Below are 23,642 nucleotides of genomic sequence, written 5' to 3' on the forward strand. Positions count from 1 at the left end.
CTTTCCCTGTATCAAGCCCCTCACTTGGAGATTACTTTGTTTGCCGAGAACATCAAGGGACTACCGGAGCTTTACAACTTAGCCATTGATAAATTTAAGAATGAGCCATCAATATTAGTTTTTGCCCATGATGATATTAGTATCTTAGATTTTTATTGGATGAACTCTATTTTTAATGGCCTAAGTCATTTTGGAATAGTTGGCATCGCTGGGAATATAAGAAGGGTGCCTTATCAACCCTCTTGGGCTTTTGTTGATAAGCAATTTACGTGGGATAAGTCTGAGAATTTAAGTGGCGTTGTTGGGCACGGGAGTCGATTCCCCCCAGAAAATCTTGATTTCTTTGCCCCCCCCTTTCAGGAGGTAAAGTTGCTGGATGGTGTTTTGTTGGCAGCATTTAGTGAGACCTTGGTTAAAAATCATATGCGTTTTGATGAAAAATTTAAGTTTCATTTTTACGATATGGATTTTTGTCGACAAGCAGAAATTCGTGGCATTAAAATGGGAACTATTCCTCTGTCCCTAATTCATGAAAGTGCCGGAAGTTTTGGGTCAGGGGGTTGGAGTAATTCCTATGCCGATTATCTGAAGAAATGGGGTCAATAGTGCTACAAACGCCTGTTCATGAGCTCCATAATCCTGATTTATTGAAATTAGTCCCAAAATCCGCAAAAAAACTTATTGAGATTGGATGTAGCTCTGGTGCTCTTGCGAGAGAGTTTAAAAAAATTACTCCTGAAGCAAGCTATCTCGGTATTGAGATTGATGCAGATTATGCAGAGTTGGCCAGACGTTTTTGTAATGAGGTTACAGTTTTAAATATTGAGAATGCTGACGAATATTTTTGGAGGGATCAGGCAGACAGAGATTGCTGGATTTTTGGAGATGCGCTTGAGCACCTTCAGAATCCCTGGTTAATTCTGAGCCAAATATATACAGTGCTCCCGTTTGGAGGTTCGGTGGTAGCCTGTATTCCAAATGCTCAACACTGGACGCTTCAAGCAAGATTAAGTATTGGCGACTTTCGTTACGAGAATGATGGGCTAATGGATAAAACCCACCTAAGATGGTTTACGAGGCAGACTATTATTGAAATGTTCAATCAGGCTGGATTTGTAATTGAAGATGGTATACCGCGAATTTTTGATGAGCCTCAAAGAGAAAAGTTTTTACCAATAATTGGAGAGATGGCGAAGCTGGCTGGGGCCGATCCTCAGGTGGCAATATCAGACGCTCTTCCTCTTCAATACGTCATTAGAGCTATAAAAAAATAATTTCCCGCTTAGTCATCAAGATTTACTTGTCTGGTTTCCGGAAGATAAATCAGTGCCACTAGTGATCCAATTGCTAGGAAAATAGTGGGGTACCAAAGTCCCGCAACATCACTTAGCCACTTTTGATTTATCCAAGTCACAATAAGCGGGAGAGCCCCACCAATCCAGCCCGCTGCTAAATTGTGCGGAAGGGTCGCCGCACTATTTCGTGTTTTTGCAGGAAACAATTCTGCGAGTAACGCAGTTTGTGGACCCACTACCAGCGCTAGAATTCCTGATAAGCCAATTAAAATGGCTGCGATAAGGATAATTGAATTTCCATTATTCGGAATGGCTCCTTGTCCAATCTCCTTAAGGAGGTGAAAGGCCGGTAAGATGAGTATGGCTCCTAAAACAAGTCCGCTAACAATTACCGGCTTTCTACCAATCTTATCTGAGAGCCATCCTGCAAATATGGTGAAGGGCAACAAGGCAATCGTTGCGGAAACACTCAATTGATCAACTAATTGAGGGGGTAATTTAACTGAAGTCTTCAGGAAGATTGAGGTGTAGACCTGTACGCAGAAAAAAAGAATCGCTCCACCAGCAGAAACGCAGAAGAAGAGTAGGAGCATTCTCTTTCTAGTTTCAGGATCTCTAAAGTTATCTAGTAATGGACTCTTTGATTTAGTATGAGTTTTGCTTAGCTGTAAATAGATCGGCGTTTCTTCTAATGTCATTCTGGCTTTAAATGCCAACAGCAACAAAACAAGCGAAACCCAAAATGGTACGCGCCAGCCCCACGATAGAAATTCTTCAGCAGTCAGCCAATGTTGAAGTAACGCAATTTGAAGTGTGGATACTAAGATCCCAAGCGGCCCCATGAGTTGTAGAAAGCTTGTCTTAAAGCCACGATTAGTATTGCCAGCATGTTCTGTGAGATACACAGCCCCGCCGCCAATCTCGCCACCGGCAGAGAGACCCTGAAGCAGCCTTAGGCTAACTAGCAGAATGGGTGCCCAGATTCCGACTTGGGCATAGGTTGGTAAAAATCCTACGCAGAAAGTAGCGACTCCCATCAAGGTGATAGTGATCATGAAGACGGGGCGACGGCCGACACGATCGCCAATACTGCCGAAAATAGCTGCACCAATGGGCCTCACAACCATTCCAACACCAAAGGTGGCTAAGCTGGCTAAAAGGCCTGTACTGGGGTCGCTAGAGGGAAAAAAGAGGGGGGCAAAAACTATCGCTAGGGTGGCAAAAGTCAGAAAGTCGTACCACTCTAGAAAGGTTCCAAAGCAGGCTGCAATGGCTACCTTTCTATAAGAATGCGATGAAGATTGAATTTCTGAAGTGGTAGAAGCCAATTTTTATTCAGAATCTGTCGACGATTCAATCAAAGGCGCGGATAAGTTCTTGCTGGGCTTAACACCGAGCTCACGCACCTTTTCGGCTGTACGAATAAGGTTGCCTTTGCCAGATTTGAGTTTATTAAAGGCATCGTGGTAACTTGTTTGTGCTTGATCTAATCGTTGACCTAACTTTTCTAGGTCATCAACAAAACCAACAAACTTGTCGTATAGCGTTCCACACTGTTTAGCAATTTCAAGGGCATTACGGTTTTGCGAATCTTGACGCCATAGATGCGCAACAGTTCTCAATGTTGCCATCAAAGTGCTGGGGCATACCAGCACAATATTTTTCGCTAAGGCCTCTTGATATAGGTTTGGAGCAGTCTTAAGTGCCAACAAGAAAGCTGGCTCGATGGGAACAAACATTAATACAAAGTCTACCGAGCCAATGCCATATAAGGAGCTGTAGTTCTTACTGGATAGCCCTTGAATATGCTGCCTAAGCGATTGGATATGGGCGGTTAACTCTTGCTCGGCAATAACTGGGTCTGATGTCTCAGCATGACGTGAGTACGCAGTGATCGACACTTTACTGTCTACGACCAAGCTTCTGCCTTCTGGCAATTTAACGACTACGTCAGGTTGTAAGCGTGAGCCATCAGTTTGGGTGTGACTATCTTGAACTAAGTACTCTTCGCCTTTGCGTAAGCCTGATGATTCAAGAATGGATTCCAAAACGAGCTCACCCCAATTGCCTTGGACCTTAGAGTCGCCCTTGAGAGCTTGGGTAAGTGAGCGCGTCTCATCTGACATGCGCAGATTGAGATTGGCAAGGCGCTCGATCTCGATCTTGAGTGCAAATCGCTCACGGGCTTCGTTACCGTATGAAGTGTTTACCTGCTCTTTAAATTCTGTGAGTTTGGTTTGTAGCGGCTTAAGTAATGCATCTAAATTCGCAACATTCTGTTCAGTAAAGCGCTTCGACTTATCTTCCAAGATTTCATTGGCAAGATTTTTGAACTGGCTAGTTAGGGCTTCTTTGGCTTCATTAAGTGATTCAATTCTACCAAGACCCTGCTTGCGCTCGGAGTCCAGTGCCGCTTCTAGGCGGATCGCATTTTGCAATGCTTGATCACGCTCAGTTCGCAGGGTAATTACAAGTGCGGCCTCAGTTTGATTTTGTTGCTCGACCCGACTGAGTGCTGAGCGCAAATTGAGCGCATAGACTAAAAAGCCTGCACATAAAACTAATGGTAGGCCAAAAAGAAGAAGGGAGCTTAAGTCAAAGGCCACTGATAAAGTCTGTGAACAATTTTCTGAATCTTAGGCTTGAACTAGCTTTTTCAATTCACCGCTTTGGTACATCTCCGTCATGATGTCTGAACCACCAATGAATTCACCGTTGATGTAGAGCTGAGGAATGGTTGGCCAGTTAGCAAATTCTTTAATGCCCTGACGAATTTCTGCATCTTCTAATACATTTACTGTATGCAATTTATCTACGCCACATGACCGCAAGATGTTGACTGCATTCCCAGAGAAGCCGCATTGTGGAAACTGGGCATTACCCTTCATAAACAAAACAACGGGATGACTAGAAACGATTTCTTGAATTTTTGCTTGGGTATCCATAATTTTTTCCTAAATTGATGCTGTAAGGTGATCTTGATTTGCAACTAATATTAAGAGTAATTTTAAGGCTATCTGTAGAAAAGGGTTAATTCCCCTGCATTGGTTTTAAAGCTGTTTCCGCCCAGAAGCTACTCGGGAGTGGCCTGCCAAATCGAGATGAACCTGAACATCGATTAAATCTGCAATTTTCATCAAATCCACGACGGATTCGGATTGGTCAAACCCGTGCTCAACAGCTATCAACCCCCCCGGCTTTAAGAACTTATGCGCCTCTAAAAGAATTGCTTGAAGACAGCTAAGACCACTACCGTAATCGGTAAGGGCCGAAGAGGGCTCAAACCGTAGATCCCCTTGCGTAAGGTGCGGATCTTGATTGGCAATATAGGGCGGATTGCTAACAATCACATCAAACTGGCCTTGCTGAACCAATGCGCCATACCAGTTGCCTTGTAAAAATTTGAGTTGCTTTGTTAGGTTTAGCGCTTTGGCGTTCTGCTGCGCAATGACTAAAGCCTCCGCTGACTGATCTGTTGCGATAACTGATGCAAGCGGTGCTGCGCTTGCGATGGCTAGTGCGATGGCGCCCGAGCCTGTACCAAGATCTAGCACTGTTGCGGGTTTATTCAGCTTGGTAATTTCAGACAGGGCAATGTCTACCAAGAGTTCAGTTTCAGGGCGTGGGATGAGTACTCCAGGCCCCACTTGTAATTCAATATCGTGAAAACCTTTTTTACCCAAGATGTAGGCTACAGGCTCGCCACTCGCTCTTCTTGAGACAAGGCTTTGCCATTCTTGAAGAGCTTGTTCATTTAGATTCATATCGTCCCGCGATAGGAGAGCAGAGCGGGGAAGTTGGTAGTGTTTCTCCAATAGGTGCGCCAGCAATATCCGCGCTTCATTAGTGGGCAATGAGCAATTGCTAATTAATTCACGTAAAGGCTGGCTTGCTCTCATCCTGAGGTGCAATTAATTATCACCAAGTGTTGCAAGAAGCTCGGCTTGATGTTCGGATGCCAAGGCATTACAGAGATCATCAAGATCACCATCCATCATTGCATCAATTTTGTAGAGTGTGAGATTGATGCGGTGATCGGTAATACGACCCTGCGGAAAGTTATAGGTTCGAATGCGATCACTACGATCGCCAGAGCCAATTAAAGACTTTCTAGTTTGGGCTTCGAGCTGATGCTTCTCCCGTTCACGCGCATCCATGATGCGTGAGACAAGCACCTTCATCGCTTGCTCGCGATTGCGATGCTGACTACGATCATCTTGGCACTCGACTACCGTACCGGTTGGCAAGTGCGTAATACGTACTGCGGAGTCAGTTTTATTAATATGCTGACCACCAGCACCTGAAGCTCTAAAGGTATCAATACGCAGCTCGGCGGGATTAATCTTTATAGCTTCCAGCTCATCGGCTTCGGGCATCACCGCTACCGTACAGGCAGAAGTATGAATGCGACCCTGAGTTTCTGTTTGGGGTACGCGTTGTACGCGATGACCGCCAGACTCAAACTTGAGACGCGAATATACGGATTGACCTACCAAGCGAAGAACAACTTCTTTGTAGCCACCAAGATCGGATTCGGCAGCATTCACTACTTCAACTTTCCAGCCCTGGCGCTCTGCAAAGCGTGTGTACATACGAAGTAGGTCGCCTGCAAACAGCGCGCTCTCGTCACCACCAGTGCCCGCGCGAATTTCTAAAAAGACATTGCGTTCGTCATTGACATCTTTTGGCAGAAGGAGTTTTTGAAGAGCACCTTCGAGCTCTTCCATAGTGACTTGAGCTTGTTTTTGTTCTTCGTCAGCAAAGTCCTTCATCTCCGGATCTTTGCGCATCTCTTCCGCTGCTTGTGCGTCGGCCTCAGCTTGTTTGTATAAGCCAAATTGCTCCACTACCATCGCAATATCGGAATGCTCGCGTGTGAGCTTCCGATAGTTATCCATGTCTTTCGTGGACTCTTCGGTAGTTAATAAGGAATTGAGTTCGGCTAAGCGCGTGTCTAGGTGGTCTAGCTTAGCCCGCATGCTGGGCTTCATCTAATGGTCTTCTAGCTTAGTGTGCGAGGCGAATAATTTAGGAAGCAACTTAATCAAGGCATCACGCTCGGCGCCATTGGAGTGTTGTAAGGCATGTAATGAGCCATGTAAAAACTTATTAGTCAAACCTTGAGCCATGGCATTGAGAACTTCCTGAGGGTCATCGCCACGCATCAATCGTTTCATAGCGCGATCAAGCTCGAGCTGTCTGAGATGTTCGCCTTGTTGTTGGATGTCTTGAATGAGTGGAACAGTTTTCCGGCCCTGCATCCAGTGCATAAAGTTTCCAACGCGATCTTCAATGATTGCTTCGGCTTGACTCACAGCAGCTTGACGCAAAGAAGTGCCGGTTTGAATCATCACGCCTAAATCATCGACTGTATAAAGATAGATGTCATTTAAGCGAGCGATCTCTGGCTCAAAGTCGCGGGGAACTGCTAAGTCGATCATCACCATCGGTTTATGGCGGCGCTGCTTTAGTGCACTCTCTACCATGCCTAGGCCGATGATTGGCAGTGAGGATGCGGTGCTTGAAACAATGATGTCAAATTCATGAAGACGTGAGGGAAGCTCAGATAACTTAAAAGATTCCGCCTCAACATCTTGAATCGATATCGAGTCTGCTAATTCTTGTCCACGCTCGATAGTACGATTAGCAATGGCAACAGCCTTAGGTTTGCGTGCAACGAAATGGGTTGCGCACAAAGTGATCATGTCACCAGCGCCGATAAACAGAACACGTTGTTCTGCAATACTTTCAAAAATACGTTCAGCTAGTCGAACGGACGCAGCCGCCATCGAAATCGAATGGGCGCCAATTTCTGTGGAGCCACGAACTTCTTTTGCAACAGCAAATGTTTTCTGAAAGAGTTGGTTGAGATAAGTGCCTAAGACGCCTGCATCATTTGCAGTGCGCACAGCATCTTTCATCTGACCCAAGATTTGGGTTTCACCAATCACCATGGAATCTAATCCACAGGCAACTCTAAAAGCATGACGTACCGCATCCGATTGCGGTAGTGAATATATATGTGGCTCCAAACTACTAGGAGCAACTTGTTGAGTTTTTGCTAACCAATCAAAAGTGGCTTCATGCAAAAGACTGGCGGCATCTGCATCGTTAGCAGCGCAATACACTTCTGTGCGATTGCAGGTAGACAAAATTGTGGCTTCGGGCAGGCCAGCCTGATTCGCGCCAACGAGATGTTGGCGAAGATCGTGCAACGCTTCTTGAAGAAATTCAGGGTCAAAGGCGACCTTTTCCCGAATGGCGACCGGCGCTGTGTGATGATTGATGCCGAGTGTCAACAACTTCATAATGGTGATTATAGATTTGATGTCAGGAACAATGGGGGTGGCAATGGGGTTTTTAGCTTTTCTGGTGATTGGTGGTTTAACTGGCGTATTCGCCTTAGCTTTTTATCCAAGAGAGAGAAACGCTAAGCCCAGGCCCAAGAAATTCCTCATAGCAGCCTTGATTGGCTTCGTGACCACCCTAGCTAGCTCTTTTATAGGGCAATTTGCAGGTTTGTTTCAGTCTGGACAGATGCTGGAGTGGCTAAGCGCTATAGTGGCCTCTTGCCTTGTAGGCTGCCTCTATGCAATATTTTCTAGAAAGCCAATTTAGGCCAAGCCTAGCCAAAGTGCCAGAGCCCTATTGACCCTCACCATCATGACGTCATTGAGTTCACCAATCACGGATCCAATTTTTTCACTGCGAATTGACATGATCTTATCGATTTGAACTTGGGATGCTCGAGATAGTCCATTGGTTTCGCTGGGCTCTATATCAAGTCGGAATATTGGAGCTTGCACAATTTCACTTGAAATCAGGGCAACGGTTACCGTTGCATGAATGTCGCTAAATACGTCTGACTGAAGGATTAAGGCTGGTCTCGGCTTTCCAAAGTCACCCTGCATTGCAACCGTTACGATATTGCCACGCCTCATGCTTCATCCAAGTCAGCTAATGCGTCATCAAGGAAGGATATTAATTCTTTGTCTGCTCGATCTGATGCGGCTGCTAATGCTGATTGGCGACGACACTCTTCAAAAAAGCCTGGGGCTTGCGTATTTGGAACCCATATTTGAATAGGTCGCAATCCAGCATCCCTTAAGGCAAGTCTGTGTTTTTGGACTCTAAGCGCGGTATTCGAGGACATTTTCAAGATCTTTTTTCGTTACATGTAACATATTAACTCATTTATCTGTTACATGTAACTTAAGATTAATCCCCTGTAGAAAATAAGTCCAATCCCATTAAATTATTTCTACCTACCCAGGTAATTGGTTCTAGACCCTGCTTTATGAGCCATTCATTGGCCTTAGTGAAATGCCCGCAACTTGCCATCCCGCCTGGGTCCAGAAACGGCCGATCCGTTTTGTAGACCCCAAGCCCAGAGGGGTGGGAGGATTGCAGAATCAATTGATCCGGGGCTGCCTCAATGAGGGGTAGCTTAGATTGAGCATGACCACCCCACAGCATCCAGACTAAATGGGGCTTTTGGAGAGCCAAATTGCTAATCAGTGTATCGATCAGAGATTTCCAACCCAGGTTGGCATGACTGCCAGCCTCACCCAATTTGACACTGAGAGCGGTATTAAGCAGTAATACGCCTTGTTCAGCCCAAGTATGAAGATCGCCCTTAGGAAGGGCGCCAAAACCCTCTAGCACCAGCGCTTTGCTGATATTGCGCAGGGAGCTAGGAAATTGCCGCGAATTAGTTGGGATATCGCCGGGAATCGAAAAAGCTAAGCCCTGTGCAAGTCCTGGGGAATGGTAGGGATCCTGACCCAGTATGACGACTTTGACCTTGGCAAGTGGAGTTAGGGTCAGCGCTTTAAAAAAGTTCTGGGGTTTAGGGCAAATCTTCTCTGCATCTTTATTCAGTTCAGTCCTGAGATTGGTCTGCAGCGTTTGCCATTCGGGGGATTCAAAATAATCACCAAGCAGGGTGCGCCAGTCCTCGGGAATATCAGCAGCAGAAAACGAATGCATTACTCGGCTGGGGTGAGCGTGTACTGCTTTGGAATTTGATCATCCTCAAGGACGGTCATGCACTCATGCTCTAGATCATCTCGGTAAAAGCAAATTTGGATGACTTGTCCCAAGATCAGACTAGACAGAACCTTATCCCAACGAGCAGCAGTAATTCGTTCGCCATTAATGCTAGCAAGAAGATCTCCAGCTGACAGACCTGCTAATTGCGCAGCCCCGCCATCGAGCACATGCGTTACCTTGAGCCAGCCATTGCTCTCACTATGGCGCAGACCTAATTGCAACTTAATCTGTTCAAGCTTGGGGTGGGTTTTCTGTTTAACCGAAATCGTTTTTGGATTAAGCCACTTCTGAATTGGAATATCCTCAACGCCAAAAATATAGCGAGACTTAAATTCATTCCAGGTCTTTGTAAATCCAGAACCCAGTAGTGCGAGGATTAGGTTATCTAAACCATCCTCGGCAATACCATCTAGCGTAACCCCATGTGTTTGCCAAATTAGGCGCATCAAATCATCTAAGGACTGACGATTACCTGTGAATGCGCGAATCTTGAGATCTAAACCTAAGGCAAGCAAGGCCCCTTTTCCGTAATAACTCACTACCGCATTCGGAGTATTTTCATCGGCTTGGTAATACTTAGTCCAGGCATCAAAAGAGCTATCAGCCAGGCTTTGCTTGAATCTACCTGGCCCACGCAAAATTCCATTCCAATTATTAGCAACCAGCTTGAGATAGGTTTTGAGATCGATACGTTTACTGCGTAATAATTGCAGATCATCGTAGTAACTCGTAAAGCCTTCAAATAACCAAAGCAAGCCGGTGTGGTTTCGGCGATCGAGTTGGTAGGGTTGAAATGCTTTAGGCTGAATCCGTTTGACTAGCCAAGCATGAAAATACTCATGACTACAGAGACCTAAAAACTCACGATAGGATGCCTCATCCAAGGGGGTATTCACTTGAGGAATCTGATCCCGACGGCATAGCAGGGCAGTGCTATTACGATGCTCAAGTCCGCCATAGCCAGAGAGAACGGCGTTGACCAAAAATAAATAATTTTGGAAAGGTGCTTTCTTGGTCTTTGGTTCAAAGAGGTTAATTGTGCAGGTGCAGATAGCTTGCAGATCTGTTGCTAAACGCTCGAGATCAATCTCATGAATACAGCCTTGAATCGCCATGCTGTGTGACACGCCATTGGATTTCCAATGGGCAATCTGAAACTCGCCCATAGCAATCGGATGGTCAAGGAGGTCATCATAGTTTTTTGCTAAATAAAAGCCGTAGCCTTGACTATCCACTTTGGCTGCTTGCAAGCCTGTCTGAACATTCCAAGAATTCGCACAAGCATCTCTAGGTGGGATCAACACCAAGGCGCATGGAAGTGCCTCTTGACCTTTGACTGCCAAACATAAACTGCTTGGATTAACAAACGCACGTTCAGTATCAAGATAGGCGGCGCGTACCGAAGAATCAAATGCATATACCGTTGTCAGAATCTCTACTGGGCCAGCGACTATTGGAAGGCGCCACTGATCGTTGTCGATGCGCTCTAGTAATAAAGATTCGCTGGGGTTGCTGACTGCAAACGCTTCAATCGTTTCAATTTGCTTGCTGAAGTCCCTTATTAAATAACTTCCTGGAATCCATGCAGGCATTTGCAGAATCTGTCCATTAGGGAGTGGATTCTCAATGCGCAACTTCACATGAAAGCGATGGCCATGCAGATCTGCCGCCCAAATGGTGTATTGGATTGCGGGTAGATCGGAGGTATTTAATTCGTTCATAAGCTTGACCTATTACTTCAGACTGCTAAATTTCTTTTCAATGTCGGTGATTTGAACTGCACCTGGGAAGCGGCTGCCATCAGTAAAGAAAATAGTAGGGGTGCCAGTAATGCCATAGGTCTTGGCGAAGGCCATATTCTTGTCTAAGGGGGTAGTGCAGTCACTTTTGCCGCTCGGCGCAATGCCATTGATCATCCAATCAATATAGGCTTTTTGTGGATCAGCAGAGCACCAAATTTGTTTGGACTTCTGCGCGGAGTCAGGCGACAGAATCGGAATAAGGTAGGTGTAGATAGTGACGTTATCTAGCTGTTGGAGTGATTTCTCAAGGCGCTTGCAGTAACCGCAGTTGGGGTCAGAGAAAATAGCCAGCTGTCGACTGCCATTGCCGCGTACTGCTTTTAAAGCATTTGATGGATTCAGTTCGGACCATTTAATGCGATTCAGATCTGCCTGTTTTTGTTCGGTAATATTTTTTCCTGTGGCGATCTCAATGATTTCACCCTGAATTAAATATTTACTATTCGCATCGGTATAAAACACATCATTCCCGACCAACACCTCGTATATGCCAGGGATAGGTGATGAGGAAACACTTTTAATTTTGGTGTTAGCGCCAATTTTCTTTTGTAGCTCAGATCTAACTTGCTGCTCTGATTGGGCATTCACCGATACCGCTAAAAAACTGAGAGAGAAGGCTAAGGCGATAGTAGAAATTAATTTATTCAAAATCAGCATCTCCAAGGGCGCGCTCAATGAGGCGCCGTTTAATAAAGTGACTACGATTGACGAGGCCTAAGCCCCAATTGCGCAATTGTTTCTCTGTACCGCTGCTGGCTGAGAATAACTTCTTGAGTTTGTCAGTTACCCAGAGCAGAGCACCAGTATCGCCTTGACGTTGACGTTCGTAACGGCGCAGCAATACTTTGTCGTTCGGCATGCGGAAAGACTCTCTCTTACTTAAAATGTTTAATAGTGTTGCTACATCTCTTAGTCCTAAGTTCAAGCCTTGCCCAGCCAAGGGATGCATGACATGGGCAGCATCCCCAATCAGCACAACCTTAGGATTGTCATCTGGTCCGATAAAACGACTCGCGCGAATTCTTCTGAGAGGAAAGGCGGCCGGCGTCGAATTCAGTGTGAGTGATCCAAGTTGCTTAACTATTTCCCCATTAGCAATTGAAGAAAAATTTTCAGTCCAAGCTGTTTGATCTAGCTTTAAAAGTTCAACTGCATTTTCTGGCGAAGTTGACCACACCATCGAGGCTTGTTTGTTCGGTAATGGCAACATTGCTACGATATCGCCGCCTGGCAAAAACCATTGGTAGGCGGTTTCTAAATGTGCGTTACTGCAAATCCAATTCGCTACCACAGCACTTTGTGAATAGCTTTCTTCTTTTGTAGAAATCCCTAGCTCAGCACGTATCGGTGAATTAGCTCCATCAGCAGCAATCACGAGTTGAGAACGCAAGGTGGATCCATTTTTCAGCTGCAGTGTTACTCCATCTAAATCTATTTGGATGTTTTCTACCGCGTCATTGATGCGCTCTAATTTATTTTGGAAACGTGATGCTTGGTCTAGCGTGTGTTCGATTACATTCGATTCACCAATCCAGGCCAACTGGGGAGTTCCTGCTTCAAAAGCAGATAAATGCAGCTGGTCATGTTTTTCTCCACGGTCGCCAAAAATCCGCATATCTCGAACGGGCTGCATGCGGCTGTGATCAACGGCATCCCAAATCTGAAGATGGGCTAATAGTTTTTGGGTGCCGGGAGAAAAGGCGTATATGCGTTGCCCCCATTGATCTCCCTGAGGGGCGGGAACAGCTTGCCCTAAGTCAGGGGCAATCTGAATGGTGTTTAGTCCAAGCTGAGCTAGGCCTAAGGCGCAAGCCTTACCTGCTATGCCCGCACCAACTACAACGACATCGACTGTACGCATTTGGGAGGTATTTTTAGGCAAATTAGCGAGGATAGTTTGGCGAACTTCTGACATATCTCGATGATATCGAAACTAGCCCTTTACAATACTGCTATGTCTTTAAAATGTGGCATCGTCGGCCTGCCTAACGTCGGCAAATCTACCCTCTTCAATGCGCTTACCAAAGCTGGAATCGCGGCAGAAAACTATCCCTTCTGCACGATCGAGCCTAATGTGGGTGTAGTCGAGGTTCCTGACCCCCGTCTTGCCGCTTTGGCTGAGATCGTAAAGCCTGAGCGCATCCTGCCTGCAGCTGTCGAGTTTGTCGATATTGCGGGTTTGGTGGCTGGAGCCTCTAAAGGCGAAGGTCTCGGGAATCAATTTTTAGCGAATATTCGCGAAACTGACGCTATCACCCATGTGGTGCGCTGTTTTGAGGATGCTAACGTAATCCACGTAGCGGGTAAGATCGATCCGATCTCCGATATCGCGGTGATTGATACCGAGCTGGCCTTATCCGACTTAACCACTGTAGAAAAAACTCTGCAGCGTTCCAGTAAGGCTGCAAAGTCTGGAAACGACAAAGAGGCAGCTGCTCTCGTAGCTGTGCTAACTAAGGTGCAAGCTCATTTGGATCAAGCTCAGCCAGTTCGTAGCTTGAAACTGACTGAGGAAGAAAATCTGCTCTTGAAGCCACTCTGCTTGATTACAGCAAAACCGGCGATGTATATTGCCAACGTCAAAGAAGATGGCTTTGCCAACAATCCGCATCTAGAGGCAGTGATTCAGCACGCAGCTAAAGAGGGTGCACCAGTTGTTGCGGTTTGCGCAGCAATCGAGGCAGAAATCGCTGATTTAGATGATGCTGACAAGATTGAGTTCTTGGCAGATCTCGGCATGGAAGAGTCTGGATTAGACCGCGTGATTCGTGCGGGCTATAAGTTATTGGGCTTGCAGACTTACTTTACGGCCGGCGTTAAAGAGGTTCGCGCCTGGACGATTCATCAAGGCGATACCGCTCCGCAGGCTGCCGGGGTGATTCATACCGACTTTGAGCGTGGCTTTATTCGTGCTCAAACTATTGCATTTGAAGATTTCGTTCAATTCAAGGGTGAGTCTGGTGCAAAAGAGGCTGGAAAGATGCGGGCTGAAGGTAAAGAGTATGTGGTTAAGGACGGCGACGTCTTGAACTTCCTGTTTAACGTATAAAACCAGTCCCGCTAAATAAAAAAGCCCTTACTTACTAAGGGCTTTTTTATTGCATTGAGATTAAATCAACTTGCTTTGACAGCCTTCTCTAAGCACTTGGAAATTTCTTCATAGCGCTTGATAGCGATCTTGCTGGGGACCACTTCTTTTTTGCGCCCATCTTCATTAGCTGCCATCTTGATATATCCCATGGCACTGAGATTCTTGAGTCGCCCATGAAGGGTTGCCTGGGATCCAAGCTCAGAAAGCGAAATCAGATCGCCTACCAAAATGGACTTTTTGGCATGAAAGCTCAAAACAATCTTATCTAGAAGACTTTCTTCAATAGAGTCGAGCTTTTTCCCAGGATTGATGCGGTCTAGAACATCAATCAGGTTTAAAAAACGAATGTAGCAAGAGGATTTAATGGTGGACATATCTTTATATCGATGTTTAGGAGCTTATTAGCCTCAGGGTTAATCTTAGTATATTCCCTAATTCAAGGGCGGTAGTATGAGCTATTAATTCATAAATAACCATGCTAACAGTCATGAAAAGAATATTCTCGGAATCGACCGCAGGCTTTTTGGTTAGCATTTTCCTTTACACAACCCTGTTTTATCTCAATGATTGGCTGACAAGTCACCTGACATTTGGTCTGGGAGTGAGCTGGATTTATCTGCCAGCTGGTCTACGCCTATTTCTTACCCTAATATTTGGATTGCCAGGAGCTTTGGGAATAGCCATGGCATCCTTTTTAATTAGTTATTTGGGACCATTCCCACATGAACTCACAACTTGTGTTGGTGTGGGGCTGATATCAGGCTTTGCCCCTTATTTAGCCACGATCTTTGTATTGAGCAATCTAAAAATATCACCGAATCTGAGTAACTTGAGTTTGCCTAAACTAGCAATTTGTACTTTTATCTACGCAGCTCTAAGTGCTGGCTTACATCAATGGTGGTTTGCTGTACGAGGGCTTGATGAGACTGGAAGCTTTAATCACTTCTTAGTGATGCTAATTGGTGATGTGCTTGGCACAGTAGTGCTCGTGGGGCTGATTAAGGTAGGACTTGATTTACTGAAGCCCTCCAAGCTTGCCTAGTTAAACAGTTCGCCTAAAGCTACGCCCGGATCGCTCGCACGCATAAAGGCTTCGCCCACTAAAAATGCATTGATTTGATGATCACGCATCAACTGTACATCCGCGCGACTCATGATGCCCGATTCAGTAACCAAAGTTTTTCCTTTTGGCACCATTGATAGTAAAGACAGGGTTGTTTGAAGGGTAACTTCAAATGTTTTGAGATTGCGATTATTAATTCCGAGCAGTGGGGTTTTTAATTCAAGGGCTTGCTCTAGCTCGGGAGCGTTATGAACCTCAACCAGAACATCTAAGCCCAGCTCATGCGCGCAGGCTTCTAACTCTTTCATTTGATTGAGCTCTAAGCAAGCCACAATTAATAAGATAGCATCAGCACCAATCGCTCTTGCCTCATAGATTTGATAGGGATCAATCGTAAAGTCTTTGCGTAGGACTGGAATACTGCAAGCAGCCCTTGCAGCTTGCAGGTAAGCATTCGCCCCCTGGAAATAATCTTTGTCCGTGAGAACGGATAAACAGGCGGCGCCATTTTTTTCATAAGATTGAGCAATCTCAGCCGGCTGAAAGTTTTCTCGCAAGATGCCTTTACTAGGGCTCGCCTTCTTAATCTCGGTAATCACGCCAGCTTTACCTGCCGCTATCTTATTTTCGATAGATTGAATAAAGCCCCGAGGCTTTAACGGTGCATTACGATTATTTTCTTCAGCCTGATCGCGTTGATTGGCTAAAGAGATTTTTTTTGAATCAGCGGCAACCTCAATTTTTTTGGTGGCAACAATTTTGTCGAGGATATCGCTCATGAAGATCTTAATTAGTTTTGGGTTGCGGCTACAAATTGGTCTAGCTTTTGACGGGCAGCGCCAGAAGCGATGGCTGCTTGCGCCATCTGAATGCCGCTAGCAATGCTTGGGGCTACATCAGCTACATACAGCACTGCACCAGCGTTGAGGCAAACAATGTCACTTGCTGGGCCAGATTTTTTATTGAGTACATCTAAAACAATGGCTTTAGATTCTTCGGCGTCAGCTACCTTGAAGCTATTAGTTGGGGCTGCGCTTAAACCAAAGTCTTTTGGATGAATTTCATATTCACGGACCTGACCATCTTTTAATTCGCCTACTAGGGTGGAGCCTTCAAGAGAGATCTCATCTAAACCATCGCGGCCATACACAACAAGTGCGTGATCCATGCCCATGGCCTGCAGTACGCGCGCCTGAATTCCGACTAAGTCTGCATGAAACACGCCCATGAGGATGCGCTTGGCATCTGCTGGGTTCGTAAGGGGTCCTAGAATATTGAAAATCGTGCGCACACCCAAATCTTTGCGAATTGGGACGACATTCTTCATTGCAGGGTGATGGTTGGGTGCAAACATAAAGCCTGCCCCCACTTCTGAAATGCATTTTGCGACTTGCTCTGGTGAGAGAGACAGCTTCACGCCTAGCGACTCCAGAATGTCTGCGCTTCCGGATTTGCTGCTGACACTGCGATTGCCATGCTTAGCAATTTTTGCGCCAGCTGCTGCCGCAACAAACATCGCAGCGGTAGAGATATTGAAGGTATGGGCGCCATCGCCACCAGTACCCACTACATCCACTAAATTTTTTCTATCTTCTACATGTACTGGCGTCGCAAACTCACGCATTACTTGAGCGGCTGCAGCAATCTCACCAACAGTCTCTTTTTTGGTGCGCAGTGCAACTAGTAGACCGGCTACTAAAGTTGGCGGCATCTCACCACTCATGATTAGACGCATCATTGCTGTCATCTCATCATGAAAAAGTTCACGATGTTCAATGCAACGTTGCAGTGCTTCCTGAGGCGTAATAGGCATAGGGATCGAGTGAATGATTTTGAATTATTTGGCTTGCAAGAAATTCTTCAGCAGCGCATGACCATGTTCAGAAAGAATGGATTCCGGATGAAATTGCACGCCCTCTACCGCCAGTTCTTTATGGCGTACACCCATAATTTCACCATCGGAAGAAGTAGCCGTGACTTCAAGAGCTGCCGGTAATGAACTCTTCTCAATCGCGAGAGAGTGATAACGCGTTACCTTGAATGGGTTTGGCAAGTCTTTGAAAACGCCAACACCAGTATGGTGGATATCATCCGTCTTGCCGTGCATCACTTTCTGGGCGCGAATAATCTTGCCGCCGAATGCCTCACCAATTGCCTGGTGTCCTAGGCAGACACCGAGAATCGGAATCTGTCCGGCATAGCGCTGAATCGTGGCTACAGAAATACCTGCTTCAGCTGGACTGCAAGGCCCTGGTGAAATACAAATGCGCGCAGGATTGATTTTGGCAATCTCGTCAACGGAAATTTCATCATTACGGAAAACTTTGACCTCTTCACCAAGCTCCGCAAAATACTGAACGAGGTTGTAGGTAAATGAATCGTAGTTATCAATCATGAGGAGCATCGAGTCCTCCTTGTACTAAATCAGCCGCCATTAATACTGCTCGGGCTTTGGCTTCGGTTTCTTTCCACTCGGTGGTAGGGTCGGAGTCTGCAACTACGCCAGCACCGGCTTGGGAGTGCAATACACCATCGCGAATCACACCAGTGCGAATGGCGATCGCCACATCCATATCTCCAGAGAAAGAAAGGTAGCCTACTGCGCCACCGTAGACACCGCGTTTCACAATTTCCATCTCATCAATAATTTCCATCGCCCGAATTTTTGGCGCACCGGATAATGTGCCAGCTGGAAAGGTTGCGCGTAGAACATCCATATTGCTCATATTGTCTAGTAATTCCCCTTCAACAGAGCTCACAATGTGCTGTACGTGAGAATACTTTTCGATTGACATCGAATCGGTTACCTTGACGGTGCCCGTCTTTGCGATACGACCCACATCGTTGCGCGCTAAGTCAATCAACATGACGTGCTCAGCAATTTCTTTTGGATCGGCAAGCAATTCGGTGGCAAGGCGTTCATCTTCTTCAGGTGTGGCACCACGAGGGCGTGTGCCAGCTAGTGGACGAATCGTCACAATCTTTTGGTTCTCACGTTGCTCTTGGCGCACCAGGATCTCAGGAGATGAGCCTACTACTTGCAGGTCACCAAAGTCATAGAAGTACATATATGGAGATGGATTCAAAGAGCGTAATGCACGGTAGAGGGCGAGAGGCGAATCTGTGAATGGCTTGCTGATGCGTTGACCGATCACCACTTGCATGCAATCGCCAGCCAAAATATATTCTTTGGTTTTGAGAACGGCATTTTCAAAATCAGCCGCTTTGAACTTGCGTACCAATTCTGTTTTGGTGCTTGGTAATGACGCTGGCATGCTTACTGGTTTGCTGAGGCAAGCAAGTAATTCTTTTAATCGAGTTTGACCCTTTTCAAAACTATCGCCAACACTGGGGTCTGCATAGACGATTAAGTAAATGCGACCTGCAACGTTATCAACCACTGCTAACTCTTCGGTGAGCATCAATTGAATATCAGGCACACCTAACTCATCTGGCAGATGATGTTTAGCCAAACGCGATTCGATGTAGCGAACCGTGTCATAACCAAAGTAGCCAGCAAGCCCGCCACAGAAGCGCGGGAGACCAGGTTGCACAGCTACTTTGAATCGTTTGAAATAGGCATCTACAAAATCCAATGGGTTGTCATGATTGGTTTCAATCACTTTGTCATTGAAGAGCACTTCAGTCAGTGGCGCATCTGGAGTGCCAACCGTTCTTAAAACAGTTTTAGCAGGCAGGCCAATAAAAGAGAAACGACCAAAGCGCTCACCACCTAGAACAGACTCAAGTAAATACGTATTTTTTTGTCCAAAAGCTTGTGTGAGTTTGACGTACAGCGACAGAGGCGTTTCTAGGTCAGCCAATACTTCTTTTACTAAGGGAATGCGATTGAAACCCTGTTTTGCTAGGGCAAGAAATTCTTCGTGCTGCATTACGCTTTTCCTGACGTCGCTAGTTCTGCGCGCATCGCTTTAATCACATCGGCATAATTTTCTTTGCCAAAGATTGCGGAGCCTGCAACAAATGTATCTGCACCAGCTTTAGCTACTTCTGCAATATTGTCGACTTTAATTCCACCATCAACTTCAAGTCGAATATGGCGACCAGTTTCTTGTTGGTGACGATCTAAGCGTGCACGTACCTGTGCAATTTTATTGAGAGTGCTTGGAATAAATGATTGACCACCAAAGCCTGGGTTCACTGACATCAACAAAACTAGATCAAGTAATTCAAGCGTGTGATCGAGGTGATCAAGTGGAGTGGCTGGATTTAAAACTAAGCCAGCCTGACAACCTTGATCGCGAATCAAATTAATTGTGCGATTCACATGAGGACTTGCCTCTGGATGAAAGCTAATGAGGTTGGCACCAGCTTTTGCAAAATCTGGAATGAGGCGGTCTACCGGCTCAACCATTAAATGCACATCAATCATCGCTGGCTTGCCATCTTTTGTTGCATGCGGGCGTATCGCCTCGCAAACTAAAGGCCCAATAGTCAGGTTCGGAACGTAATGGTTGTCCATCACATCAAAGTGAATCCAGTCGGCGCCTGCCAATAGAACATCTTGAACTTCTTTGCCTAGGCAGGCAAAGTCAGCCGACAAAATGGAGGGGGCGATGACAAACTGGCTATTTGAGGGTGATTTCTGGCTATCCATCCCTAGATTCTAGCTTGCAGTTGGGCTTAGGATGGAGCAGAATTCGAGCATGAATCCTCATGAAATCAGCATTACGGTCAAAACCCAGTATTTGTCCGACCAGTCTGACCCCGATAACCGCCAATTTGCGTTTGCCTATACCGTCACCATTAGAAATACGGGTACGGCTAGTATTCAGCTTATTGCCCGCCATTGGTTCATTACTGATGGGGACAATGATGTCCAGGAAGTCCGTGGCTTGGGGGTTGTAGGGCAACAACCGCTTCTACGGGCGGGTGAGCAGTTTGAGTACACCAGCTGGGCTACTTTGCCGACGCCAGCGGGAACTATGCGTGGTGAGTACTTCTGCGTGACTGAAGAGGCTCAGTTTTTCCAGGCCCCAATCCCGGAATTTGCCTTGGTAATGCCAAGAACCCTGCACTAGGACCTCAAGGCGCTATTTTTTACCCTTACCGGTCCAAAGGACAATAAAGAGCAGAAGGGCTAAAGCCAAGCCACCCTCTAATGCAAACAAGATCATTGGGTATTCATCTAGTAAATTGGCAATCATGATTTTTATATCCAAATTAATAAGTCGCAAGAATTCCTCGCGAATTCTTCTCTGCAGTGTATTCGTAATCAGTATTGCCAGCCTATTAGCCTCTTGCTCTACGCCTTCTACTCGTGGATCTGGTTACCGGTCTAGCGGTGGCGCCCCATCTTCCTATACCTCCTCGATTGCCAGCTTTAGATCAGTTTCATGGCAAGACTTGCCGGGTTGGCAAGAGGATGATTTAACGCAGGCTTGGCCAGCTTGGCTCAAAAGTTGTGATGCCCTGCGCAAACGCAATAGTGAAATTAATTGGCGCCAGGCATGTGCTCAAGCTGGTAGCGTTTCAGGCCGTGATGGACGTGCAATTCGCCAATATTTTGAGGGGAATTTTCAGGCATATGAGGTGCGTAACAGCGCTACAGGCAATGAATCCGGTCTCATCACGGGGTATTACGAGCCGGTCATGAATGGTTCCCAGACCCGTACCGCTACTTATTCTGTTCCTTTATATGGCTTGCCAACTGCGTGGAAGACCGCTAAGCCAAACCCTGCACCGACACGCGCAGAGTTAATGAGTTCTGGGGTGCTGCGTGGTTCCGAGATTGCTTGGGTGCAAGATCCTGTAGCTGCTGCTTTTATGCAAATTCAAGGTTCTGGAAAAATTCGTTTGGAAGATGGGCGCGTATTGCGACTTGGCTATGCCGGCACCAATGATCAGCCGTTTAAGTCATTTGCGCAGTGGTTGCTGGACCGGAAAGAAATCACTCGGAGCGAGGCAACGATGCAAGGCATCTCTGCTTGGGCTAAGCGCAATCCAGGACGTGTAGAGGAGATGTTGAATGCCAATCCTCGCTTTGTGTTCTTCAAAGAGCTTCCTGGGAATGTCAGCGCAGATCTTGGCCCTAACGGCGCTTTGGGAGTGCCTTTGACTGCCGAGCGCAGTATCGCCATTGATTTGAAAGCTATGCCTTTAGGTGCCCCAGTATTTCTGAGTACAACTAAGCCCTTAAGTAGTCAGGCATTGCAGAGGCTGGTGATGGCCCAGGATACGGGTAAAGCCATTGTGGGCGGGGTGCGAGCAGATTACTATTGGGGATCAGGGGATTCTGCAGGCGAATTAGCGGGACGTATGAAGCAAGATGGCAAGATGTGGTTATTGTTGCCGCGCTGAACCAATCATTTTTGAAAGAGATCGATGACTTACAACACCATATTGACTGAAGTGGATGGCAAGGTTGCTGTCATTACTCTCAACCGCCCGCAAGTATTGAATGCCCTAAATGATGAGTTAATGGATGAGTTAGGTGCAGCGCTATTAAGTTTTGATGCTGATGACAATATTGGTTGCATCATTGTTACCGGCAGTGAAAAAGCATTTGCTGCTGGGGCGGATATTGCAACGATGGCGAAATATGGATTCGCTGATGTTTATCGCGGTGACTTTATCTCTCGCAATTGGGAAGAGATTAGAAAAGTACGTAAGCCAGTGATTGCGGCAGTATCTGGATATGCTCTTGGTGGCGGATGTGAATTAGCGATGATGTGCGACACCATCATGGCAGCGGACAGTGCTAAGTTTGCACAGCCAGAAGTGAAGTTGGGAATCATCCCTGGCGCTGGTGGTACTCAGCGTTTACCGCGCGCGGTTTCCAAAGCAAAAGCAATGGACTTGGCCTTGACGGGTCGCATGATGGATGCTGCTGAAGCTGAGCGCTCGGGCCTGGTTGCCCGTATTTTCCCTCAAGCGGATTTGCTAAAAGAAGTTAAAGCGATTGCTAAGACAATTGCAGATATGCCCTTGCTAACCGCAATGATGGTGAAAGAAGCAATTAATACCGCTTATGAAACTACGCTCTCAGAGGGCATTCATTTTGAGCGTCGTTTGTTCCACTCTTGCTTTGCAACAAATGATCAAAAAGAAGGTATGGCAGCTTTTATGGAAAAGCGCCCAGCTAAATTTACGAACTCGTAAAACTTCAGCGCTCAGAGTAAATTATTTTTCTAAGAAGCGTTGGGCTAACTTAACCCAGTAGCTCACGCCAACAGGGATTAATGCATCATTGAAGTCATAAGAAGGATTGTGGAGTTGGCATGGACCCATGCCATGACCCACTGCACGATGATCGCCATCACCGTTCCCTAGGAACACATAGCAACCAGGTTTCTCCAGCAGCATGAATGCAAAGTCTTCTGCACCCATCGTGGGATCGATCGAGGTATTGACGTTTTGCGCCCCAACTAATTCACTCATGACCTCGCTGGCGAAATCTACTTCTTTGTCATGATTAATGAGTGGGGGGTAGTTGCGAGAAAAACTCACTTCTGCTTGGCAGTCAAATGCGCTCGATACGTTATGAGAGATTTCCCTCAAACGTTGTTCAATTAAATCTAATACTTCTATCGTGAATGTGCGAACGGTTCCGCCAATAAAAGCGCTATCCGGAATGACATTGCTCGTCTCGCCCGCATGAAACTGGGTAACTGATAACACCGCTGCATCCACTGGACGTTTGTTTCGGGTAATGATGCTTTGTAGTGCTTGTACAACTTGAGTTCCTGCTAGTAGGGGGTCAGCGCTGTTGTGTGGCAAAGCAGCATGCCCACCTTTACCGCGGATAGTGATTTCAAACGTATTGCTTGAAGCCATCATCGGGCCAGAGGTCACACCAAAATGGCCTTCGGCAAGTCCTGGCCAGTTGTGCAAACCAAAAACGGCATCGCAAGGAAATTGCTTAAATAACCCATCGTTAATCATTTCTTGCGCGCCAGCACCGCCTTCTTCAGCTGGCTGAAAAATAAAAATGACTGAGCCTTTGAAATCGCGATGGTTTGATAAATATTGCGCCGCACCCAAGAGCATTGCAGTGTGACCATCATGGCCACAGGCATGCATCTTGCCGGGATTCTTTGAAGTGTGTTCAAAGGTATTGTGTTCTTGTAGTGGTAGCGCATCCATATCGGCACGCAAGCCAATCATCTTGCCTTGACCTAAGTCGCCATCGAGTTTGCCGACAACCCCAGTTTTTCCTAGGCCGCGATACACCGTGATACCCCAACTTGAAAGCGCTTCTGCTACTAGGTCGGAAGTGCGATTTTCTTCAAAGCGCAATTCTGGATGCGCATGAATATTGCGTCGAATCTCTTGAATGGCTGATGCGGAGTCGATGATTTCTGGAAGTAATCGCATAA

27 protein-coding genes are annotated in these 23,642 nt (G+C 46.3%); 8 read left to right on the forward strand and 19 right to left on the reverse strand.

The genetic code is table 11. The annotated features are described in order from the left end of the window. Positions 1-36 precede the first annotated feature (36 nt). On the forward strand, positions 37-606 hold the full coding sequence (locus ICN14_RS07210; protein WP_370624818.1) for a glycosyltransferase: 570 nt from the start codon (positions 37-39) through the stop codon (positions 604-606). Next, positions 606-1,274, forward strand: a complete 669-nt coding sequence (locus ICN14_RS07215) for a class I SAM-dependent methyltransferase (RefSeq protein ID WP_216225769.1) — start codon at positions 606-608, stop codon at positions 1,272-1,274. The genes ICN14_RS07210 and ICN14_RS07215 overlap by 1 nt, the downstream gene beginning before the upstream one ends. An 8-nt stretch (positions 1,275-1,282) precedes the next feature. Here the strand turns inward: ICN14_RS07215 and ICN14_RS07220 are convergent, their stop codons facing one another. The 6 genes from ICN14_RS07220 to hemA all read right to left on the reverse strand — a co-directional run bounded on the left by ICN14_RS07220 (position 1,283) and on the right by hemA (position 7,603). Further along, positions 1,283-2,623, reverse strand: a complete 1,341-nt coding sequence (locus ICN14_RS07220; protein ID WP_216225770.1) for an MFS transporter — start codon at positions 2,621-2,623, stop codon at positions 1,283-1,285. Between the two features lie 3 nt (positions 2,624-2,626). Beyond that, a complete protein-coding gene (rmuC, locus tag ICN14_RS07225) occupies positions 2,627-3,901 on the reverse strand; it encodes a DNA recombination protein RmuC (protein ID WP_216225771.1) in 1,275 nt (424 codons plus the stop codon). Between the two features lie 30 nt (positions 3,902-3,931). Next, positions 3,932-4,240 (reverse strand): Grx4 family monothiol glutaredoxin, encoded by a 309-nt coding sequence (gene grxD / locus ICN14_RS07230; protein WP_216225772.1) that lies wholly within the window; start codon positions 4,238-4,240, stop codon positions 3,932-3,934. A gap of 105 nt (positions 4,241-4,345) precedes the next feature. After that, positions 4,346-5,194, reverse strand: a complete 849-nt coding sequence (prmC, locus tag ICN14_RS07235) for a peptide chain release factor N(5)-glutamine methyltransferase (RefSeq protein WP_216225773.1) — start codon at positions 5,192-5,194, stop codon at positions 4,346-4,348. Positions 5,195-5,206: 12 nt separating this feature from the next. Then, the gene (gene prfA / locus ICN14_RS07240; protein WP_216225774.1) at positions 5,207-6,286 is read right to left on the reverse strand and encodes a peptide chain release factor 1; all 1,080 of its coding nucleotides are present in this window, start codon (positions 6,284-6,286) and stop codon (positions 5,207-5,209) included. Next, entirely contained in the window at positions 6,287-7,603 is a 1,317-nt protein-coding gene (hemA, locus tag ICN14_RS07245; protein WP_216225775.1) for a glutamyl-tRNA reductase, read from the reverse strand. 43 nt (positions 7,604-7,646) lie between these two features. Between hemA and ICN14_RS07250 the strand changes: the two genes are divergently transcribed. Beyond that, positions 7,647-7,913, forward strand: a complete 267-nt coding sequence (locus ICN14_RS07250) for a hypothetical protein (protein ID WP_216225776.1) — start codon at positions 7,647-7,649, stop codon at positions 7,911-7,913. Here the strand turns inward: ICN14_RS07250 and ICN14_RS07255 are convergent. The 6 genes from ICN14_RS07255 to ICN14_RS07280 all read right to left on the reverse strand — a co-directional run bounded on the left by ICN14_RS07255 (position 7,910) and on the right by ICN14_RS07280 (position 13,064). Further along, positions 7,910-8,236 carry a type II toxin-antitoxin system PemK/MazF family toxin gene (locus tag ICN14_RS07255; protein ID WP_216225777.1) on the reverse strand — a complete coding sequence of 109 codons (327 nt, stop codon included), beginning with the start codon at positions 8,234-8,236 and terminating at the stop codon, positions 7,910-7,912. The genes ICN14_RS07250 and ICN14_RS07255 overlap by 4 nt on opposite strands. Then, positions 8,233-8,448: an antitoxin MazE family protein gene (locus ICN14_RS07260; protein ID WP_216225778.1), complete on the reverse strand. Its 216-nt coding sequence runs from the start codon at positions 8,446-8,448 to the stop codon at positions 8,233-8,235. The genes ICN14_RS07255 and ICN14_RS07260 overlap by 4 nt, the downstream gene beginning before the upstream one ends. 65 nt (positions 8,449-8,513) lie before the next feature. Further along, complete coding sequence (locus tag ICN14_RS07265) at positions 8,514-9,284, reverse strand: uracil-DNA glycosylase (protein WP_216225779.1); 771 nt, start codon at positions 9,282-9,284, stop codon at positions 8,514-8,516. Then, positions 9,284-11,068: a M61 family metallopeptidase gene (locus ICN14_RS07270; RefSeq protein WP_216225780.1), complete on the reverse strand. Its 1,785-nt coding sequence runs from the start codon at positions 11,066-11,068 to the stop codon at positions 9,284-9,286. Before ICN14_RS07270 ends, ICN14_RS07265 begins: the two co-directional genes overlap by 1 nt. Positions 11,069-11,080: 12 nt before the next feature. Then, positions 11,081-11,797: a DsbC family protein gene (locus tag ICN14_RS07275; protein ID WP_255535998.1), complete on the reverse strand. Its 717-nt coding sequence runs from the start codon at positions 11,795-11,797 to the stop codon at positions 11,081-11,083. Then, positions 11,790-13,064, reverse strand: a complete 1,275-nt coding sequence (locus ICN14_RS07280; protein WP_216225781.1) for an FAD-dependent monooxygenase — start codon at positions 13,062-13,064, stop codon at positions 11,790-11,792. Before ICN14_RS07280 ends, ICN14_RS07275 begins: the two co-directional genes overlap by 8 nt. Positions 13,065-13,103: 39 nt before the next feature. Here ICN14_RS07280 and ychF point away from each other — a divergent pair, with 39 nt between their 5' ends. After that, a complete protein-coding gene (gene ychF / locus ICN14_RS07285; protein ID WP_216225782.1) occupies positions 13,104-14,198 on the forward strand; it encodes a redox-regulated ATPase YchF in 1,095 nt (364 codons plus the stop codon). Positions 14,199-14,263: 65 nt separating this feature from the next. Here ychF and ICN14_RS07290 read toward each other — a convergent pair whose 3' ends face one another. Further along, entirely contained in the window at positions 14,264-14,614 is a 351-nt protein-coding gene (locus tag ICN14_RS07290) for a hypothetical protein (RefSeq protein ID WP_216225783.1), read from the reverse strand. Positions 14,615-14,922: 308 nt separating this feature from the next. On the opposite strand from ICN14_RS07290, the gene ICN14_RS10370 reads away from it, so the two are divergent. Continuing rightward, complete coding sequence (locus ICN14_RS10370) at positions 14,923-15,282, forward strand: hypothetical protein (protein WP_255535999.1); 360 nt, start codon at positions 14,923-14,925, stop codon at positions 15,280-15,282. Here the strand turns inward: ICN14_RS10370 and trpC are convergent. Genes trpC through rpe form a run of 5 tightly spaced genes read right to left on the reverse strand, consistent with a single transcriptional unit; the run spans position 15,279 to position 19,921 of the window. Beyond that, positions 15,279-16,082 carry an indole-3-glycerol phosphate synthase TrpC gene (gene trpC, locus ICN14_RS07300; protein WP_216225784.1) on the reverse strand — a complete coding sequence of 268 codons (804 nt, stop codon included), beginning with the start codon at positions 16,080-16,082 and terminating at the stop codon, positions 15,279-15,281. The two genes, ICN14_RS10370 and trpC, sit on opposite strands and share 4 nt — an antisense overlap. Before the next feature lie 11 nt (positions 16,083-16,093). Further along, on the reverse strand, positions 16,094-17,116 hold the full coding sequence (gene trpD, locus ICN14_RS07305) for an anthranilate phosphoribosyltransferase (RefSeq protein ID WP_216225785.1): 1,023 nt from the start codon (positions 17,114-17,116) through the stop codon (positions 16,094-16,096). Between the two features lie 24 nt (positions 17,117-17,140). After that, positions 17,141-17,707, reverse strand: a complete 567-nt coding sequence (locus ICN14_RS07310) for an aminodeoxychorismate/anthranilate synthase component II (RefSeq protein WP_216225786.1) — start codon at positions 17,705-17,707, stop codon at positions 17,141-17,143. Continuing rightward, positions 17,691-19,196 carry an anthranilate synthase component I gene (trpE, locus tag ICN14_RS07315; protein ID WP_216225787.1) on the reverse strand — a complete coding sequence of 502 codons (1,506 nt, stop codon included), beginning with the start codon at positions 19,194-19,196 and terminating at the stop codon, positions 17,691-17,693. The genes ICN14_RS07310 and trpE overlap by 17 nt, the downstream gene beginning before the upstream one ends. Next, on the reverse strand, positions 19,196-19,921 hold the full coding sequence (gene rpe, locus ICN14_RS07320; RefSeq protein WP_216178816.1) for a ribulose-phosphate 3-epimerase: 726 nt from the start codon (positions 19,919-19,921) through the stop codon (positions 19,196-19,198). Before rpe ends, trpE begins: the two co-directional genes overlap by 1 nt. A gap of 49 nt (positions 19,922-19,970) precedes the next feature. Between rpe and apaG the strand changes: the two genes are divergently transcribed. The 3 genes from apaG (at position 19,971) to ICN14_RS07335 (ending at position 22,425) form a co-directional block, all read left to right on the forward strand. Next, positions 19,971-20,345 carry a Co2+/Mg2+ efflux protein ApaG gene (gene apaG / locus ICN14_RS07325; protein WP_215334225.1) on the forward strand — a complete coding sequence of 125 codons (375 nt, stop codon included), beginning with the start codon at positions 19,971-19,973 and terminating at the stop codon, positions 20,343-20,345. A 124-nt stretch (positions 20,346-20,469) separates the two neighbouring features. Further along, positions 20,470-21,624, forward strand: coding sequence for a murein transglycosylase A (locus ICN14_RS07330; RefSeq protein WP_216225788.1), 1,155 nt, complete (start codon positions 20,470-20,472; stop codon positions 21,622-21,624). Between the two features lie 24 nt (positions 21,625-21,648). Continuing rightward, the gene (locus ICN14_RS07335; RefSeq protein WP_216225789.1) at positions 21,649-22,425 is read left to right on the forward strand and encodes an enoyl-CoA hydratase; all 777 of its coding nucleotides are present in this window, start codon (positions 21,649-21,651) and stop codon (positions 22,423-22,425) included. A 21-nt stretch (positions 22,426-22,446) separates the two neighbouring features. On the opposite strand, the gene ICN14_RS07340 is transcribed toward ICN14_RS07335, so the two are convergent. After that, positions 22,447-23,640 carry a M20 aminoacylase family protein gene (locus ICN14_RS07340; protein ID WP_216225790.1) on the reverse strand — a complete coding sequence of 398 codons (1,194 nt, stop codon included), beginning with the start codon at positions 23,638-23,640 and terminating at the stop codon, positions 22,447-22,449. Positions 23,641-23,642: the final 2 nt, after the last annotated feature.

It is taken from the genome of Polynucleobacter sp. MG-27-Goln-C1 (assembly GCF_018881905.1).
Classification (GTDB): domain Bacteria; phylum Pseudomonadota; class Gammaproteobacteria; order Burkholderiales; family Burkholderiaceae; genus Polynucleobacter.